Origin of the sequence: Pseudomonas sp. SJZ079 (assembly GCF_007993865.1) — a bacterium.
GTDB lineage: Bacteria > Pseudomonadota > Gammaproteobacteria > Pseudomonadales > Pseudomonadaceae > Aquipseudomonas.
This window is the reverse complement of record NZ_VIUH01000001.1, coordinates 194,948-211,911: the sequence shown is the minus strand read 5'-3', so window position 1 is coordinate 211,911 and position 16,964 is coordinate 194,948. Positions and strand designations below refer to the sequence as shown.

Genomic DNA, 16,964 nt, shown 5'->3' with positions numbered 1-16,964 from the left:
AGCCGCACCGCATTGGTCGAACTATTGCGCGGGGTAGATGAAGTCGAGTGCGTGACCCCGGATTTGAACGGCGTGCCACGCGGTAAAGTGATGACCGCCGAGGGGTTTCTCGAGGGCCGTCGATTGCAGTTGGCCCGTGGTGTGCTGCTGCAATGCATCATGGGCGGTTATCCGCCGGCGCGTTTTTACGGCAGTGACGATGGCGATCTGGCGCTGAACGCAGAACCTACGCAGATCCATCGTGTGCCGTGGAGCAGCAGTCCACGCGCCTTGGCAATCTGTGATGCGGATGAACTGGAAGGGGGGCATTCCGGTTTATCGACGCGCGGTCTGCTCAAGCAGGTAGTGGCGCGTTATGCCGCCCATGGCTGGCAACCGGTGGTAGCGACCGAACTGGAGTTTTTCGTGTTCGCCCCGAATACCGATCCGCTGCAGCCGTTCCAGTCGCCAGTAGGCTTGGATGGCCGGCGTGAGGACGGTGGCGCGGCGTTCAGCGTGAGTTCGAACAACGGCCTGCGGCCGTTCTTTAGCGAGGTCTATCAGTGCATGGCGGCGCTGGGCTTGCCGCGCGATACCTTCATGCATGAGATGGGCGTCAGCCAGTTCGAGATCAACTTGCTGCATGGCGACCCTGTGCTGCTGGCCGACCAGACCTTCTTGTTCAAGCACTTGCTCAAGGAGGTCGGGCTCAAGCACGGACTGAATGTGGTGTGCATGGCCAAGCCATTGGCGAAAACGCCCGGCAGCTCCATGCATATCCATCAGAGCGTGGTCGAGCAGGGCTCGGGCAACAATATCTTCAGCACTGTAGACGGGCAGGCGACGCCCGCCTTCTACCACTTTATCGGTGGTCAACAGGCGGCGCTGGCGGACTTCACCCTGCTGTTCGCCCCGCATGTGAATTCCTATCAGCGCCTCTGTCACCCTTATGCGTCGCCGAACAATGCTTGCTGGTCGGAGGACAATCGCGCCGCGGGCCTGCGCATTCCCGCCAGTTCACCAGTGGCGCGGCGGGTGGAGAATCGGTTGCCGGGTGCCGACGCCAACCCCTATCTGGCCTTGGCTGCGAGCCTGGCCGCAGGGTTGTATGGTCTGGAGAATGGCGTGCAGCCGAGTGCGCCGATTCAGGGTGAGTTCGAAGTAGCAAAAGAATTGACGCTACCCTGTACCATGCACGCTGCTTTGGAACGTCTGAAGCAGAGTTCGCTCGCAGTTGAACTGTTCGGCAGCGAATTCATCGAAGGCTACATTGCTACCAAGACCATGGAGCTCAACAGCTTCTTCGATGAAATAACCCCCTGGGAGCGGCGTGTTCTAGCGGCCCAGGCTTAAGCCTCACTCGTCGGGCGGTGGCCCGGCTCGATACTCGCTCAGGGAGCTGCACAAGACCGATGCGCCTAATCTGGAAGTCTTACCGTTCATTGTATTTCGCCACTGCATTGATGCTGCTCGGCTCGGGTTTGCTCAGTACCTATCTGGGCTTGCGTTTGGCAGAGACGGTGGATGGCCTGTGGGTTGGCGCCTTGATGGCGGCCAACTATTTCGGTTTGGCGTTGGGCGGGAAAATAGGACACCGGTTGATCGCTCGGGTTGGCCATATCCGTGCCTATGTAGCCTGTGCCGGTGTGGTTACGGCAGCGGTGCTGGGGCATGGCCTGACCGATTGGTTACCCGTCTGGCTATTGCTGCGTATGCTGGTTGGCTTGGCCATGATGTGCCAATACATGGTCATCGAAAGCTGGCTCAACGAGCAGGCCGACACCAGCCAGCGTGGCAAAGTGTTCGCCGGTTATATGGGTGCCTCTTACCTGGGCTTGGTGCTCGGCCAATTGGTGCTGGTGGTGCATCCTGCACTCGGCCCTGAGCTGCTGATGCTGGTGGCCTTATGCTTTGCGCTGTGTTTGGTGCCGGTGGCGTTGACCCACAAGCTGCACCCGGCGCCGATGCATCCGGCACCGCTCGAGATGCGTTTCTTCCTGAGTCGGGTGCCGTTGTCGTTGACCACCATAGGTGTGGCCGGCTTATTGATCGGCTCGTTCTATGGTTTGGCACCCCTGTATGCGACGCGTGTGGGGTTGCCCACCGAGCAAATTGGCCTGTTCATGGGCGGCTGTATTCTCGCCGGCCTGGTAGTGCAGTGGCCGCTCGGTTGGCTGTCGGATCGTTGCGATCGGGTGGTTTTGATCCGCGGCTGCGCGGTGTTGCTGACGCTGGCGGCGTTGCCGTTGGCGATGATGCCCGAGGTCTCTTTGCTGCTATTGATTGGCATCGGCTTTGTCGTGAGCATGCTGCAGTTCAGTCTGTATCCACTGGCGGTGGCCTTGGCCAACGACCACGTGGAGGGCGAGCGGCGCGTCTCGTTGACGGCGATGCTGCTGATCACCTTCGGCGTAGGCGCCAGTATCGGGCCGCTGCTGGCTGGTGTGCTGATGCGCTTTTGGGGCGCAAACATGCTCTACGCCTTTGCCTGCGGTTGCGCGTTGATCCTGGTCTGGCGCGTGCGTCCGGACAACGTCACCCACCTGCACCAGGTCGATGATGCGCCCCTGCATCACATTCCCATGCCGGACAGTATCGCCAGTTCGCCCCTGGTTGCCGCCCTCGACCCGAGGGTCGATGAGCAGGTGGTGCACGACCAAATGCAGGATCATGTGGGCGATGGCAGCGAACCCGAAGTGACGGACGACATGCCCGTAGAGCCGCGTGAGTCGGCTCCGCCCGCGTGAGTCCGCGACTCAGTGTGATCATCCCTGCACGCGATGAGGCCCAGGTCTTGCCGCTGCTGCTGGCTAATCTGGCGCAGCTGCGTGCAGGTGGCGCTGAGTTGATCGTGGTGGATGGCGGCAGTCGCGACGCTACCGTCGCCTTGGCCGCGCCCTATGCCGATCGGGTGCTCGAAAGCAGCCCTGGGCGTGCCCGGCAGATGAATGCCGGTGCCGCCGTCGCGCGCGGCGACTATCTTTGGTTCGTGCATGCCGATACCCAGGCCAGCGCCGAATCTATCCAGCGTTTACTCGAGGTGCTGGGCGAGCGCCCGGTGTGGGGGCGCTTCGATGTGCGTTTGTCGGGCCAAAGCCTGAGCTTGCGCCTGATCGGCAGCATGATTAGTTTGCGTTCGCGGCTGACTGGCGTGGCAAGCGGAGATCAAGGCATTTTTGTCGCCCGCGCGTCGTTCGAGGCACTGGGCGGTTATGCCGATATTGCGCTGATGGAGGATATACAACTCAGTCGTCGGCTGAAAAAACTGGCTCGTCCGCGCTGTCTGCGTCCAGCGCTATTGACCTCGAGCCGGCGCTGGGAACGCCACGGTGTTTGGCGTACTGTGCTACTGATGTGGCGCTTGCGGTTGGCCTACTATTGTGGTGCCAACCCTGATCAGTTGGCGCGCCAATATCGCGGAGGGCCACCGCTATGAGTCTGTCGTTTTCTTTGCATTTGCTCGCACGCTCGCCGGTGCCTGGGCGAGTGAAGACCCGATTGATCCCGGCTCTGGGGCCGGAGGGGGCGTGCGACCTGCAGCGCTTGTTGCTTGAGCGCGCCTTACAGCTGCCGGCAGCGGGCTTCAGTCAGCGTTTCCTGTGGTTGGATGATACGCCCGATGCGAATTTGCAGGCGCTGGCTGACGAACTGGGCTGGACGCTGGTGGAGCAGCCCGTGGGGGATCTGGGCGAACGCATGCGCTGGATAGCCGTATTGGGCTTGGCGGAAAACGATGGGGTGATATTGATCGGCAACGATTGCCCGGCGTTGGATGCCGATTACCTGAGTGGTGCCTGTGCGGCCTTGCACACCCAGCCGGTGGTGCTTGGCCCGGCCGAGGACGGCGGCTATGTCCTGCTCGGTTTGCGCCGCGTACATCCTTCGTTGTTTAACGGTATGCCCTGGGGTACCGATCGAGTCCTGGCCGTGACTCGAGAGCGCCTGCAACAGCTGGAATGGAGCCATCAGCTGTTGCCGGTGCTGTGGGATGTGGATCGTCCAGAGGACCTGCCGCGCTTGGCGGCGTTAGGCATCCAGGTTGAAGTCTGAGCTACAACGGGTCGTCGTTGTCGAAGCGGCGGGCTTCGCGCTGTAGTTGGTAGACAAAACGTTCGACCTGGCGCTGTTCCAGACCGCCGATGCGGTAGAAGCGCATGCCGATAAAAGTCGTATCTAGGTTTTCCTCGTATTTCACGTGGCGCAGCTCCACCGCCAGGGTCAGCGCGCCAAAAGGCAGTTGGGCAGTAAAGCGCTCGTAGACCTGACCCGCCTGCAGGCTATGGCTGGCATCGCCTGGCAAACGCAGCTTGCAGCCGGTCGCGGAAATATCCAGCAGTTGCCCTTTGATGGGGGTGCGTAACTTATTACCGGCCAGCTCTACTTGCACCTGCTCTGACTGCTTGAGCGGCGCTCTATAGGCATTGCGGCGTTGGTGGTAGTGCACTTCCTTGGGCATTGGGCTGAAATAACAGCGTGCGCCCTGGTGTTCGGTGATCTTTACGGTTTGCAGGCACTCCCAGGCTATGCGAACACCATCATGGAAGGCTTCGACACGGAATGGCTCGCCATTTTGCAGAAACCGCTCACCATCGCTGGGAATCATCTCATCGAGGATCAGGCGGTTTTTTTCACGGTCGACCTCAATCAGGTAGCTCTGAAAATGCTGGCTGCGCTCATGGAAGGTGATGAATAACGGATCGTGATCTTGTTGCAGTTGGCGAAGGTTGGCAGCGATCTCCACTGGCGCCTTGAGCGCCTTGGGTGGTTGCGGGCCATCGTCCTCGAGAAAGGGATTGGACACGGTCCAGAACTCTCCAAGCAAATGCGGCGACACTAGCATACTGACACTATGGTCGTGTGCTCCTAGTGCCTTGTTAGGTATTCAGGCCTGACTGAGCGGGCGCTGCTGGCCGATTTTAGCGGCACTGCCGCGACTGTCATAGAGGCTTGGCGTTTCAGCGCCACGGAGTATGCCAAGCATGCTGTTGGTCGATGTCTGACTGGAGCGGATCAGGCGACCATTACGCAGGTTGGCAGCTTGGCAGCGCTCAAGCAGCGCACTCAGTGCGTCGCTGCGGGCGAGCAATTCGGCTCCGTGAGTGGAGCGTGCAGCAAGGGCTTCCAGGCCAGCACGATCGGCGCTGAGCTGCAGTCCGAGTAATAGTTGGCTGCGTGCTTGGCCGTGTTGGTCGAGTAGTGCAAGCAGGGGTTGCTTGTCCGCCAGGATTTCGTGCAGGCGCGGCAGGTCGCGGTCACTCAGGGCTTGGAATTCGTTATCGATTAACTCAAGCAATTGCTCGGCGTTGCCGATATCGGAGTTGAACAAATCTAGCAGGGAAATATCGTGCATCGCGGGCCCTTGGGGTTAGGCGTCCAACACCCCGGCGCAGCCCTGAGGCTAGCGCTGGGATTCGAAGTCGAGCAGTTTGCTGGCAACGCGTTGGCTGTCGACTTGGTAGCTGCCGTCGGCAATCGCTTGCTTGAGTTGTGCGACGCGTTCTTTGTTGACGATAGGCTGTTCGCCCAGCTTGCTGCTGATTTTCTGCAGTTGCTGCGCTTCACGACTGAGGTGTACGGACTCACCGCTTTTGCCGGTTTGCGCTTGCTCGGCTGGAGGTAGTGTGGGTTGTTTAGTGCTGATGGCATCTTTTTCTTGGCCACCAGCCTGGGTGCCGCCAATACGCCCTGAGCTAGCAGGCGAGGAGGCGTTGTTTAGCCGGTTGAAGTCGATGACCATGATGCAAAACCTCGAACAGTGTTTGGACGCTTACCCAGCTTGTCGGCTGTGCCTTGGAAAACTTTAGGGCAATAAGGCAATAAAATGTGCGCCGTGCAACACTTTATACCGTGTGTAGGCAGTCGTCAGAAAACCGCACGACAAGTAGCAACGTTCTATGCAAGGCAAGAATCATACCTACATCGCTACTTCGACTTGGCCCGGGCCGGTGACTCGGGCCTTGATCACGCGTCGTGAACGCTGATTGCGTACGCTGATCTGTTTACCGAGCATTCCATCGGATAGGGCTTCGCCGGGCATTCTCACCCTGATGGTGCCGCTGTGTGCGCTGATCACCACCTGATCACCTTTACGAATGACCTCCGCTTGCTCGACGTAGGCTGGCGTCAGCACTTGATCCGGCAGCAATGGGCGCGTCAATTTCTTGCCGACTGCCTGTTTTAATGAGGTCAGATAACCTTGGTTGAGCAGGCCTGTATCGCGCTCCGCCAATGCTATATCGGCATCCGCCAGTAGGCTATTGCGCTTGAGCGGGCGTCTGGCTGTAACCACCTCGCGATACAGGCGTACCTGGCCCGGGACAAATACCGTCCAGGAGGCGTTGCCTTCGCAGCGCACGCGCACTGTGACCCGGCCGATGGGTTCGGTCGGGCTTTCCAGGCTGGTTAGCAAATCCTTATCGCACATGGGTAGGCGCAGGCGTGAGTCGAGCCGATTGATTTGAACTTCATGCCGCCCTTGGATTTTGCTGCGCTGCAAGTAATCGCTAGCGGCCTGCTCAAGAAATCTCTGGGTGACGCCGATAAGCTGTTCAGGCAAGGTTGCTGTAGCGGCAGCGATGGAGCTATAGCCGAGTGCGAGTAAAGCCAGTAAAACACCCACTGGTCGGTGGCTTTTTGCCATTACGTGTCGATAAATTGTCGTTTCTGCGTTCATGCTGAGTCAAAAGCAAGGCCCGTGCCGCCTGCTAGGCTAAGCGCAATGTGCGCTACTCACACACAGGAGTTTGGGCATGGCCGGTGTATTGGATTCGGTTAATCAGCGAACTCAGTTGGTTGGTCAGAACCGCTTGGAATTACTGCTGTTTCGCCTCGATGGCAAGCAGTTGTATGGGATCAATGTGTTCAAGGTGAAGGAGGTGCTGCAATGCCCCAAACTCACCATCATGCCCAAGTCCAGCCCGGTGGTGCGCGGCGTGGCGAGTATTCGCGGCGGCACCATCCCAATCCTGGATTTGTCCATGGCGACCGGCAAGGCGCCGCTGAGTGACTTGAAAAACAGCTTCGTTATCATCACCGAATACAACACCAAGGTTCAGGGCTTTCTGGTGCGGTCGGTGGAGCGCATCGTCAACATGAACTGGGAAGAGATCCACCCGCCACCCAAGGGTGCCGGCCGTGATCATTACCTCACGGCGGTGACGCGGCTGGACCAGGAACTGGTGGAAATTATCGACGTGGAGAAAATTCTCGCCGAGGTAGCACCGACTTCCGAGGTGATCTCCGCCGGGGTCATCGATGTTGAAACCCAGAGCAAAGCGGTCACCAAGCATGTGTTGATTGTCGACGACTCTTCGGTGGCGCGAAAGCAGGTGATGCGTTGCTTGCAGACCGTCGGTGTTGAAGTCACTGCACTGAATGATGGTCGTCAGGCGCTGAATTATTTGCGCAAGATGGTGGAAGAGGGCAGGTCGCCAAACCAAGAGCTGCTGATGCTGATTTCCGACATTGAGATGCCGGAAATGGACGGCTATACCCTGACGACGGAGATTCGCAGCGATGCGCGCATGCAGGGGCTGCATATCCTCCTGCATACTTCGCTGTCCGGGGTGTTCAATCAGGCCATGGTGAAGAAAGTCGGCGCTAATGATTTTCTCGCCAAGTTCCGGCCGGATGAATTGGCATCGCGGGTGGTAGAGCGGATTAACGCGGCAGATCAAACTGCGTGAGAACATCGCGAGCGAAGATTGGGTAAGGGGGCAGCGGCGCTGCGATGCGGGGAGCCACTCAGGGCTGACTCTTCGGGTTGGCAAAGGGAGTGTTCGGCGCTTCGTGTGTGCGATTCTGTTTTAATGCCGAATAATCGCCGTAGTGGTTTTCACGCGGCCCTAGTGGCCTGTGCGGCTAGTTGGTTAGCTCAAGTTCGGATGGTTGGGGCTCTGAGGCAAGGCGCTGCGACGAGTCATAGCTGGCTATGGTGAGGAGTGGCAACGCAGCATCGGGGCCTCAGACGCCGAAATTGTCTAATTGACCTGGCCACACAGGCCACTAGATGGGGTTGAGGGGCAGACTCTCGGCACAACACTATGATTGGCGAGGCCTCGCGAGTGTCTTCAGGTAATTTGGATTTCGAACAGTTCCGGGTTTTCCTGGAAAAAGCCTGTGGCATTTTGCTGGGCAGTAATAAGCAGTACCTGGTGTCCAGTCGACTGAATAAGTTGATGGAGCAGCACGGCATCAAAACCCTGGGCGAGTTGGTTCAGCGCATGCAAAGTCAGCCACGCGGCGGTTTGCGTGAATTGGTAGTGGATGCCATGACCACCAACGAAACCCTGTGGTTTCGCGATGTCTATCCCTTCGAGGTGCTGAAGAATCGCGTCCTACCTGAATTGATCAAGGCCAATCCGGGCCAGCGCTTGCGCATTTGGTCGGCGGCCTCCTCTTCCGGACAGGAGCCTTACTCCTTGTCGATGAGCATTGATGAGTTTGAAAAAACCAATATCGGACAGCTCAAGGCGGGGGTGCAGATTGTCGCCACCGATCTTTCGCCGTCGATGCTGGCCAACTGCAAGTCCGGCGAGTACGACAGCCTGGCGATGGGCCGTGGGTTATCTGCGGAACGTCTGCAGCGCTACTTCGATCCGAAAGAGCCGGGGCGCTGGGTGGTCAAGCCGGCGATCAAGAGTCGTGTCGAGTTTCGCCCGCTGAACCTGCTGGACAGTTATGCCAGCCTCGGCAAATTCGATATCGTGTTCTGCCGCAACGTGTTGATCTACTTCTCCGCCGAGGTGAAGAAAGACATCCTCACGCGCATTCATGCCATGTTGAAGCCGGGAGGCTATCTGTTTCTCGGTGCGTCGGAGGCGCTCAACGGCCTGCCGAGTCACTATCAGATGGTGCAGTGCAGCCCGGGAATCATCTACAAGGTGAAGTGAGTTGCAGGCAATACCAGGGTTCGTGCGATCAAAACGGGAGGCCAATGGCCTCCCGTTTTTTTGTGGCGCCGGGCGGCAAGCTACGAAATGCATTGCCGCTGTGCTTGCCAGTGTGCGGAAAGGCCTTGCCGCTCAGGCAGTCCGAAACTCATCTAATTTATGTAAGCACATGAAAAATAAGTAAAAAATGAAATGGCATGCACCTTGCTTAATGTCTTGCACGGAAAACAGGCAAGCCAAACGGCAAAGGTTCCTGATCATGACCATCAGCTTCGAAAGTGCACTCGGCATCCATGAAAAAGCACTCGGCTTCCGCGCTCAGCGTGCCGAAGTGTTGGCCAACAACATGGCCAACGCCGACACCCCCAACTACAAGGCGCGTGACCTGGATTTCGCCTCGGTACTGGCAGCGCAAAGTGCGCAGAGTCAGGGGGCTTCGGCGGGTCTGAATCGTACCGACAGCCGGCATATGGCTGCAGAAGGGATAAGCATGGGCGATGCCGGCTTGGCTTATCGCACGCCGTTTCAGCCGTCGCTCGATCAAAACACCGTCGACCTGCAGGTCGAACAGGCCAGCTACGCGGAAAACGCCGTGCAGTTCCAAGCCAGTTTCACCTTCCTCAATAGCAAGTTCAAAGGGCTGGTCAGCGCCCTGCGCGGCGACTAAAGGAGCCTGAGCCATGTCACTCGCCAACGTCTTCAACATTGCTGGAGCCGGCATGAGTGCCCAGAGCACTCGCTTGAATACCATTTCCAGCAACATCGCCAATGCCGAAACCGTGTCGTCGAGTCTCGATCAGACGTATCGCGCACGTCACCCGGTCTTCGCCACCATGTTCCAGCAGGCGCAGGAGGGTGGCAGCGGCTCGCTGTTTGCCGATCAAGAGCAGGCAGGCCGCGGCGTGCAGGTGCTCGGCATCGTCGAGGATCAGAGTGAGTTGGTGGCGCGCTACGAGCCGAATCATCCGGCTGCTAACGGCGACGGTTATGTGTATTACCCCAACGTCAATGTGGTCGAGGAAATGGCCGACATGATCTCCGCCAGTCGGTCCTTTCAGACCAACGTTGAGATGATGAATACCGCCAAACAAATGTTGCAGCGCGTACTGACCCTGGGTCAGTAGGCCACCAGCGAGGAATGAAGGATGAGCAGCGTAAGTGGCGTCAGTTCTGCACTGGATCAATACCAGCTCAAGCAGGAGCCCACGCAGAGCAAGGAGCTTGGTAAGAACGAGTTTCTCAACCTGTTGGTGGCCCAGTTGAATAACCAGAACCCGCTGGAGCCTCAGGGTAATGGCGAGTTTATCGCCCAGCTGGCGCAGTTCAGCCAGGTCGAGGGGATCGAGAAGCTCAACACCAGCATGAGCTCCCTGCTATCCGGTTACCAGTCGTCCCAGGCGTTGCAGGCCTCGTCCCTGGTGGGGCGCAAGGTCATAGTGCCGACCGACAAGGCGGTGGTCGATACCAGTGAGAGCTTCAAGGCCAGCCTGGTATTGCCGACTACCAGCAGCAATGTCTACGTCAACGTGTATGACAAGACTGGTACGGCGGTGAGTCGGGTCAATTTGGGTGAGCAGGCGGCCGGCAACGTCAGCTTTATCTGGGACGGCAAGGATGCCAGCGGCAATCTGTTGCCGCCCGGCAACTACAGGTTCGAGGCGCAGGCGACTTACGAAGGCGAAACCAAGGGGCTGCATACCCTGCTGCCGGCCAACGTCGACAGCGTCACTCTGGGTGGCAGCGAACTAACGCTCAACCTGGCGGGGCTCGGCAGCGTGCCGCTCTCCCAGGTGCAGGTCATCGGTCAGTAATCAGCAGACTTAATCGCCGGCGCTACCGGCAAAGGAGACTTTCATGTCGTTCAATATCGGTCTGAGTGGCCTGCGTGCTGCGACCAGTGACCTCAACATCACCGGTAACAACATCGCCAACGCCGGCACCATCGGCTTCAAGCAGTCGCGCGCCGAGTTCGCTGACTTGTATGCCGCCTCTGTGCAGGGCACCGGCAAGAACACCCAGGGTGCAGGCGTGCAACTGAGCAACGTGTCTCAGTCCTTCAATCAGGGCAACATCAACTACACGCAGAACGCCCTGGACCTGGCCATCAATGGCAGCGGTTTCTTCCAGACCAGCAACAACGGTGAGATCAGCTACACCCGGGCCGGTTATTTCGGTACCGACCGCGATGGCTATATGGTGAATAACTTCGGTTACAAGTTGCAGGGCTATGCGGTCGATGGCAATGGCAATCTGCAGAATGGCGTGATCGATGACTTGCGCATCCAGTCGGCCAGCCAGGCGCCGCAGGCAACCAGCGAGCTGAAACAGACATTTACCTTGAATTCGACTAATGCGGTGCCGGCCACAACGCCGTTCGATCCCCGCGACCCGATCACCTACAACTCCTCCACCTCGACTAATGTGTATGACAGCCAGGGCAATGCCCATGTGTTGACCCAGTACTTCGTCAAGACTGGTGCCAATAATTGGCAGATGAACGTGTTGGTCGACGGCCGTAACCCGGCCGATCCGACCTCGACCGTGCCCTATTCGATGGCTGTGGGCTTTACCGCCAGTGGACAGCTAGATCCTGCCAGCTTGGTCTCTGGCGACTATGACGGTGCTGGCGCCACCGACTTTACCGTCGATCCGGCTACCGGGCGATTCACTCTGAATGGCTGGACGCCGGCGACGGCGGACAGCTCGGTGCCGCCAGTGTGGTCGGCTAACGGCGCTACTGCCAGCGCAGGAGGGATTCTGGTTGATCTGCGTGGTTCTACTCAGTACGCCAGCGCCTTTGCGGTCAACAGCGTCAGTCAGGATGGCTACACCACGGGGCAGCTGGCGGGGCTGGAGATCGACGATACCGGGGTGATTTTCGCGCGCTACACCAATGGCCAGTCCAAGGTTCAGGGGCAGGTGATCTTGGCCAGCTTCGCCAATACTCAAGGTCTGACGCCGGTGGGTAAGTCGGCTTGGGCGCAGTCTTTCCAGTCTGGAGAACCGGTGGTAGGCACGCCGCGCAGCGGCACCCTGGGGGCTTTGCAATCAGGTGCCTTGGAGGACTCCAACGTCGAGGTGTCCGAGCAGTTGGTCAACATGATTGTCGCCCAGCGCAATTATCAGGCCAGTGCCAAGGCCATCGAAACCGAAAGCGCCATCACCCAGACCGTCATCAACCTGCGCTGATAGCAGCGCATCAAACGGGTTGGTCTCCGCTGCGGCAGTGCTTGCCGTTAGTGGCAAATATTCGCCGACCTGCTCTTGCATAGGCTCCCATTGGGAGCCTTTTTTGTTCAATAAATTACTTATATTTCATTGTCTTACTGGCGGTTTTTCGAAAGTGGCGCGGCGTTTGCTTAATTACTTGTAAAGAGCAGCGGGCAACCGGCCCACCTCGGAGAGTAACCATGGACAAGATGCTGTACGTCGCCATGAGCGGAGCCCACAACAACACCCTGGCTCAAAGCGCACATGCCAATAACTTGGCGAATATCTCGACCAGTGGCTTTCGCCGCGACTTCGAACAGGCGCGTTCGATGCCGGTGTTCGGCGACAGTCATCCGGCACGGGTCTACGCCATGAGCGAGCGTCCCGGTACCGACTTCACTCCCGGCGCTCTGCAAGAGACGGGGCGCGACCTGGATGTGGCAATTGGCGGCCAGGGTTGGCTGGCCGTGCAGGCGGCAGATGGCAGTGAGGCCTATGTGCGTACCGCCAGCCTGAATGTCGACGCCCTGGGCATGCTGCGCACCGGCAACGGCTTGCCGGTGATGGGCAATGCCGGGCCAATTGCCGTGCCGCCAGAGCAGAAAATCGAGATTGGCCAGGACGGTACCATCAGCATCCGCGCCCTCGGCGAGGCGCCGAACGTTCTGGCGGAAGTCGACCGGCTGAAACTGGTCAACCCCGATCTCAAGCAAATGCACAAGGGCACTGACGGCTTGATGCGCTACAGCGGCCAGCAGCCGCTGCTGACGGACGCCACGGTGCAGGTGACCTCCGGTTTTCTCGAGTCGAGCAACGTCAATGCCGTGGAAGAGATGACCGCGATCCTCTCCCTGTCCCGTCAGTTCGAACTGCAAGTGAAGATGATGCGCACCGCCGAAGACAATGATACGGCGATGGCGCGGGTTTTGCAGATTAGCTAATTACCAACACGCGGCGCCGTGAAAACGGCGCCCGAGGAGAATCGATATGCTTCCGGCACTGTGGGTCAGCAAGACCGGTCTGTCCGCCCAGGACATGAACCTGACCACCATTTCCAACAACTTGGCCAACGTCTCGACCACCGGCTTCAAGCGTGATCGTGCCGAGTTCGAAGACCTGCTCTACCAGATTCGCCGCCAGCCGGGTGGTCAGTCCAGCCAGGACAGCCAGCTGCCGTCCGGCTTGCAGCTCGGCACTGGGGTACGCGTGGTCGGGACGCAGAAGATCTTCACCACCGGCAGTCTGCAGACCACAGAGCAACCGATGGACATGGCGGTCAACGGTCGTGGTTTCTTTCAGGTGCTGATGCCGGACGGTACGGTGTCCTACACCCGCGACGGCAGCTTCCATCTGAATTCCGACGGTCAGGTGGTCACCTCCAATGGCTTCGCCCTGGAGCCGGCCATCGTCCTGCCCAATGAAGTGCGTACCTTCACTGTGGGCGATGACGGTACGGTGTCGGTGACCACCGCCGGTAGCTCGCAGCCGCAGATTATCGGCAACATGCAGCTCGCCGACTTCATCAACCCGGCGGGCCTGGAGGCGATCGGCAATAACCTGTTTCTGGAAACCGCCTCCAGCGGCGCCCCGCAGGTCGGTACACCGGGTCTTAATGGCTTGGGCACCACCCTGCAGAACACCCTGGAAAACTCCAACGTCAGCGTGGTCGAGGAGTTGGTGAACATGATCACCACCCAGCGCGCCTACGAGATGAACTCGAAAGTCATCTCCACCGCCGACCAGATGTTGGCCTTCGTGTCACAGAACCTTTAACCCGTAGGGTGGGTTAGTCGCGAAGCGGCGTAACCCACCGTTGGTGGCTATCGGCGGATAACGCTCTGCTAGTCCACCCTACGCTTGCAACTGAACGCCGTGAGGTAGTGGTTATGAACCGGCTTATTATTGTGCTCTCGATGCTAGCGCTAGCGGCCCTGAGCGGCTGCGTGTCGCCGCCGCCGAAGCCGGACGATCCTTACTACGCGCCGGTGTTGCCACGTACGCCGTTGCCGGCCGCACAGAACAACGGTTCTATCTATCAGGCCGGTTTCGAGAACAGCCTGTTTGATGATCGCAAGGCCCATCGCGTCGGCGACATCATCACCATCACCCTCAATGAGCGGACCCAGGCCAGCAAAAATGCCGGCTCGCAGATCAAGAAAGACAGCAGCGCGGATATCGGCCTGACCTCCTTGTTGGGCGGTGCGGTGTCGGCGGCCAACCCGTTCTCCGACAATCAGCTGTCGCTGGGTGCCGAATACAACGCCACTCGCGATACCAAGGGCGATAGCAAGGCGGCGCAGGGCAACAGTCTGTCCGGCTCGATCACCGTCACCGTGGCGGAAGTGCTGCCCAACGGCATTCTCTCCGTGCGGGGCGAGAAGTGGATGACCCTGAACACCGGTAATGAGCTGGTGCGCATTGCCGGCTTGGTACGCGCCGACGATATCGCTACCGACAATACCGTACCCTCGACGCGAATCGCCGATGCGCGCATCACCTACTCGGGCACCGGCGCCTTCGCCGATGCCAGTCAGCCGGGCTGGTTGGATCGCTTTTTCGTTAGCCCGCTGTGGCCGTTTTGAGGCGTGAGTACGTGAGCATGATGAAGTGGATGATCACCGTCGCGGCGCTGCTGCTGGTATCCGTTGCTCAGGCTGAGCGGCTCAAGGATCTGGCCAGTATTCAGGGCGTGCGCAGCAACCAGCTGATCGGCTACGGCCTGGTCGTCGGTCTCAATGGCACAGGCGACCAGACCACGCAGACACCCTTCACCGTGCAGACCTTCAACAACATGATGGCGCAGTTTGGCATCCGGGTGCCGCAGGGCGGCAACGTGCAGTTGAAGAACGTCGCCGCGGTGTCCATTCATGCCGATCTGCCGGCGTTCGCCAAGCCAGGGCAGACCATCGACATCACCATTTCCTCCATTGGTAATGCCAAGAGCCTGCGCGGCGGCAGCCTGCTGATGGCGCCCATGAAAGGCATCGACGGCAATGTCTACGCCATCGCCCAGGGCAGTCTGGTGGTCGGCGGTTTTGATGCCGAGGGTAGCGATGGATCGCGGATTACCGTCAATGTGCCGTCGGCCGGTCGCATACCCGGTGGTGCCACGGTCGAGCGACCGGTGCCGAGCGGGTTCGATCAGGGTAATACGCTGACCCTCAACCTCAATCGGCCCGACTTCACCACGGCGAAGAATATCGTCGACCAGATCAACGAATTGCTCGGTCCGGGCGTGGCCCAAGCCCTCGACGGCGGCTCGATTCGCGTCAGCGCACCGCTCGACCCGAACCAGCGGGTGGATTACCTGTCGATCCTGGAAAATCTCCAGGTGGAGGTCGGTCAGGCGGTGGCCAAGGTCATCATCAATTCGCGCACCGGCACCATCGTCATCGGCCAGAACGTGCGGGTGCAGCCGGCCGCCGTGACCCATGGCAGCCTGACCGTGACCATCACCGAAGACCCGATCGTCAGTCAGCCGGAAGCGCTGTCGGGCGGCCAGACTGCGGTGGTGCCGCGCTCGCGGGTGAATGCCGATCAAGAGGCCAAGCCGATGTTCAAGTTCGGCCCCGGTACCACCCTGGATGAAATCGTCCGCGCGGTGAATCAGGTTGGCGCCTCGCCTTCCGATTTAATGGCCATCCTGGAGGCGCTCAAGCAAGCCGGCGCCCTGCAGGCCGACCTGATCGTGATTTAAGGAGCGACCATGGACTCTCGACTCTCGGCCGGTTTGCTCGGCAATGGTAAAAGCCCGCTGGACAGCGGCGCCTTTACCGACCTGAACCGCCTCAACCAGCTCAAGGTGGGTGGCGATAACGAGCAGAACATCCGCAAGGTGGCGAAGGAGTTCGAGTCGCTGTTCCTCAATGAAATGCTCAAAGCCATGCGCTCGGCTAACGAAGTGTTCGGTGAAGGCAACTTCATGAACAGCAACGAGAGCAAGACCTATCAAGACATGCATGACCAGCAGCTGTCGGTGACCCTGTCGAACAACCAGAACGGCATCGGCCTGGCCGACGTGCTGGTGCGGCAGATGTCGCAGCTCAAGGATGCCAGTGCTCGACCGAATCCATTCGGCCAGGTTGACGAGCCGCTGCCGCATGCACCGAGCAAGCCGCTGGCCAAGGTCGACGGCCGTCGCGATGACTCGGCCTTGATCAACCGGCGCCGACTGGCACTGCCGGGTAAGCTCAGCGATCGCCTGATGGCTGGCATTGTGCCCTCGGCTACTGCAGCAGAGACTCAGCCACTGGCGCAAGCTGACTGGATTCCGGCCAAGGCGTTTGCCGCGCCCAGCGACAAGTCCCTCAGCCTCAACGGTAGCGATGCCATCAGCGGTCGTCGCCTGGCTCAGCAGGCGTCGGCAGCGGGTAAATCGGTGTTCAGCTCGCCGCAGGAATTTGTTGCCGCGCTGTTGCCCATGGCCGAAAAGGCCGCCGAGAAGATAGGTGTCGAGGCGCGCTACCTGGTGGCCCAGGCCGCCCTGGAAACCGGCTGGGGCAAGTCGATCATCCGTCAGCAGGACGGCTCCAGCAGCCACAACCTGTTTGGCATCAAGACCCACAACAGCTGGGATGGCGAGTCGGCGCGGGTGCAGACCACCGAGTACCAAGGAGGCAAGGCGGTGAAAGAAGCCGCCTCGTTCCGTGCCTACGACTCCTATGCGCAAAGCTTCGACGACTACGTGAGCTTTCTGCAGAACAACGGCCGCTATCAGGGCGCGCTGAACGCCACCGATAATCCGGAGCGGTTCGTCCGCGAGTTGCAGCAGGCCGGTTACGCCACCGACCCGCAGTACGCGCGCAAGGTGGCGCAGATCGCGCGGCAGATGCAGACCTATCAGGCCGTGGCTGCAGCCGACAGATCGACCACTCGGACCTGAGG

The 16,964-nt window shown here is 59.5% G+C and carries 19 protein-coding genes; 15 read left to right on the top strand and 4 right to left on the bottom strand.

Annotated features, from left to right (window positions below):
* Positions 1–90: 90 nt before the first annotated feature.
* The 4 genes from FBY03_RS00925 to FBY03_RS00910 are packed head-to-tail and all read left to right on the top strand — an operon-like array spanning position 91 to position 4,029.
* Positions 91–1,332 carry a glutamine synthetase family protein gene (locus FBY03_RS00925; RefSeq protein WP_178090534.1) on the top strand — a complete coding sequence of 414 codons (1,242 nt, stop codon included), beginning with the start codon at positions 91–93 and terminating at the stop codon, positions 1,330–1,332.
* Positions 1,333–1,391: 59 nt separating this feature from the next.
* The gene (locus FBY03_RS00920; RefSeq protein ID WP_147170322.1) at positions 1,392–2,726 is read left to right on the top strand and encodes an MFS transporter; all 1,335 of its coding nucleotides are present in this window, start codon (positions 1,392–1,394) and stop codon (positions 2,724–2,726) included.
* Positions 2,723–3,415 (top strand): TIGR04283 family arsenosugar biosynthesis glycosyltransferase, encoded by a 693-nt coding sequence (locus FBY03_RS00915; protein WP_147170321.1) that lies wholly within the window; start codon positions 2,723–2,725, stop codon positions 3,413–3,415. Before FBY03_RS00920 ends, FBY03_RS00915 begins: the two co-directional genes overlap by 4 nt.
* A complete protein-coding gene (locus FBY03_RS00910; protein ID WP_147170320.1) occupies positions 3,412–4,029 on the top strand; it encodes a TIGR04282 family arsenosugar biosynthesis glycosyltransferase in 618 nt (205 codons plus the stop codon). Before FBY03_RS00915 ends, FBY03_RS00910 begins: the two co-directional genes overlap by 4 nt.
* Position 4,030: 1 nt before the next feature.
* Here the strand turns inward: FBY03_RS00910 and FBY03_RS00905 are convergent, their stop codons facing one another.
* The 4 genes from FBY03_RS00905 to flgA form a co-directional block, all read right to left on the bottom strand.
* Positions 4,031–4,780: a flagellar brake protein gene (locus tag FBY03_RS00905; protein ID WP_147170319.1), complete on the bottom strand. Its 750-nt coding sequence runs from the start codon at positions 4,778–4,780 to the stop codon at positions 4,031–4,033.
* Positions 4,781–4,861: 81 nt separating this feature from the next.
* A complete protein-coding gene (locus tag FBY03_RS00900; RefSeq protein ID WP_147170318.1) occupies positions 4,862–5,329 on the bottom strand; it encodes a flagella synthesis protein FlgN in 468 nt (155 codons plus the stop codon).
* A 48-nt stretch (positions 5,330–5,377) separates the two neighbouring features.
* Entirely contained in the window at positions 5,378–5,716 is a 339-nt protein-coding gene (flgM, locus tag FBY03_RS00895; protein WP_147170317.1) for a flagellar biosynthesis anti-sigma factor FlgM, read from the bottom strand.
* Positions 5,717–5,893: 177 nt separating this feature from the next.
* Positions 5,894–6,652 (bottom strand): flagellar basal body P-ring formation chaperone FlgA, encoded by a 759-nt coding sequence (flgA, locus tag FBY03_RS00890; RefSeq protein WP_147170316.1) that lies wholly within the window; start codon positions 6,650–6,652, stop codon positions 5,894–5,896.
* A gap of 76 nt (positions 6,653–6,728) precedes the next feature.
* On the opposite strand from flgA, the gene FBY03_RS00885 reads away from it, so the two are divergent.
* The 11 genes from FBY03_RS00885 (at position 6,729) to flgJ (ending at position 16,962) form a co-directional block, all read left to right on the top strand.
* Positions 6,729–7,664 (top strand): chemotaxis protein CheV, encoded by a 936-nt coding sequence (locus tag FBY03_RS00885; protein WP_147170315.1) that lies wholly within the window; start codon positions 6,729–6,731, stop codon positions 7,662–7,664.
* 378 nt (positions 7,665–8,042) lie between these two features.
* Positions 8,043–8,870 carry a protein-glutamate O-methyltransferase CheR gene (gene cheR, locus FBY03_RS00880; RefSeq protein WP_147170314.1) on the top strand — a complete coding sequence of 276 codons (828 nt, stop codon included), beginning with the start codon at positions 8,043–8,045 and terminating at the stop codon, positions 8,868–8,870.
* A 259-nt stretch (positions 8,871–9,129) separates the two neighbouring features.
* Entirely contained in the window at positions 9,130–9,537 is a 408-nt protein-coding gene (gene flgB, locus FBY03_RS00875; RefSeq protein ID WP_147170313.1) for a flagellar basal body rod protein FlgB, read from the top strand.
* A 13-nt stretch (positions 9,538–9,550) separates the two neighbouring features.
* The gene (flgC, locus tag FBY03_RS00870; protein ID WP_147170312.1) at positions 9,551–9,994 is read left to right on the top strand and encodes a flagellar basal body rod protein FlgC; all 444 of its coding nucleotides are present in this window, start codon (positions 9,551–9,553) and stop codon (positions 9,992–9,994) included.
* A 21-nt stretch (positions 9,995–10,015) separates the two neighbouring features.
* Positions 10,016–10,681, top strand: a complete 666-nt coding sequence (gene flgD, locus FBY03_RS00865; RefSeq protein ID WP_147170311.1) for a flagellar hook assembly protein FlgD — start codon at positions 10,016–10,018, stop codon at positions 10,679–10,681.
* Positions 10,682–10,724: 43 nt separating this feature from the next.
* Entirely contained in the window at positions 10,725–12,059 is a 1,335-nt protein-coding gene (flgE, locus tag FBY03_RS00860; protein WP_147170310.1) for a flagellar hook protein FlgE, read from the top strand.
* A gap of 221 nt (positions 12,060–12,280) precedes the next feature.
* Positions 12,281–13,021 carry a flagellar basal body rod protein FlgF gene (locus FBY03_RS00855; RefSeq protein ID WP_147170309.1) on the top strand — a complete coding sequence of 247 codons (741 nt, stop codon included), beginning with the start codon at positions 12,281–12,283 and terminating at the stop codon, positions 13,019–13,021.
* Between the two features lie 46 nt (positions 13,022–13,067).
* Entirely contained in the window at positions 13,068–13,853 is a 786-nt protein-coding gene (flgG, locus tag FBY03_RS00850) for a flagellar basal-body rod protein FlgG (protein WP_147170308.1), read from the top strand.
* A 113-nt stretch (positions 13,854–13,966) separates the two neighbouring features.
* Complete coding sequence (gene flgH, locus FBY03_RS00845; protein WP_147170307.1) at positions 13,967–14,662, top strand: flagellar basal body L-ring protein FlgH; 696 nt, start codon at positions 13,967–13,969, stop codon at positions 14,660–14,662.
* A gap of 17 nt (positions 14,663–14,679) precedes the next feature.
* On the top strand, positions 14,680–15,777 hold the full coding sequence (locus FBY03_RS00840; protein WP_147170566.1) for a flagellar basal body P-ring protein FlgI: 1,098 nt from the start codon (positions 14,680–14,682) through the stop codon (positions 15,775–15,777).
* A gap of 9 nt (positions 15,778–15,786) precedes the next feature.
* Entirely contained in the window at positions 15,787–16,962 is a 1,176-nt protein-coding gene (gene flgJ, locus FBY03_RS00835) for a flagellar assembly peptidoglycan hydrolase FlgJ (RefSeq protein WP_147170306.1), read from the top strand.
* The last annotated feature ends 2 nt before the right edge of the window (positions 16,963–16,964 follow it).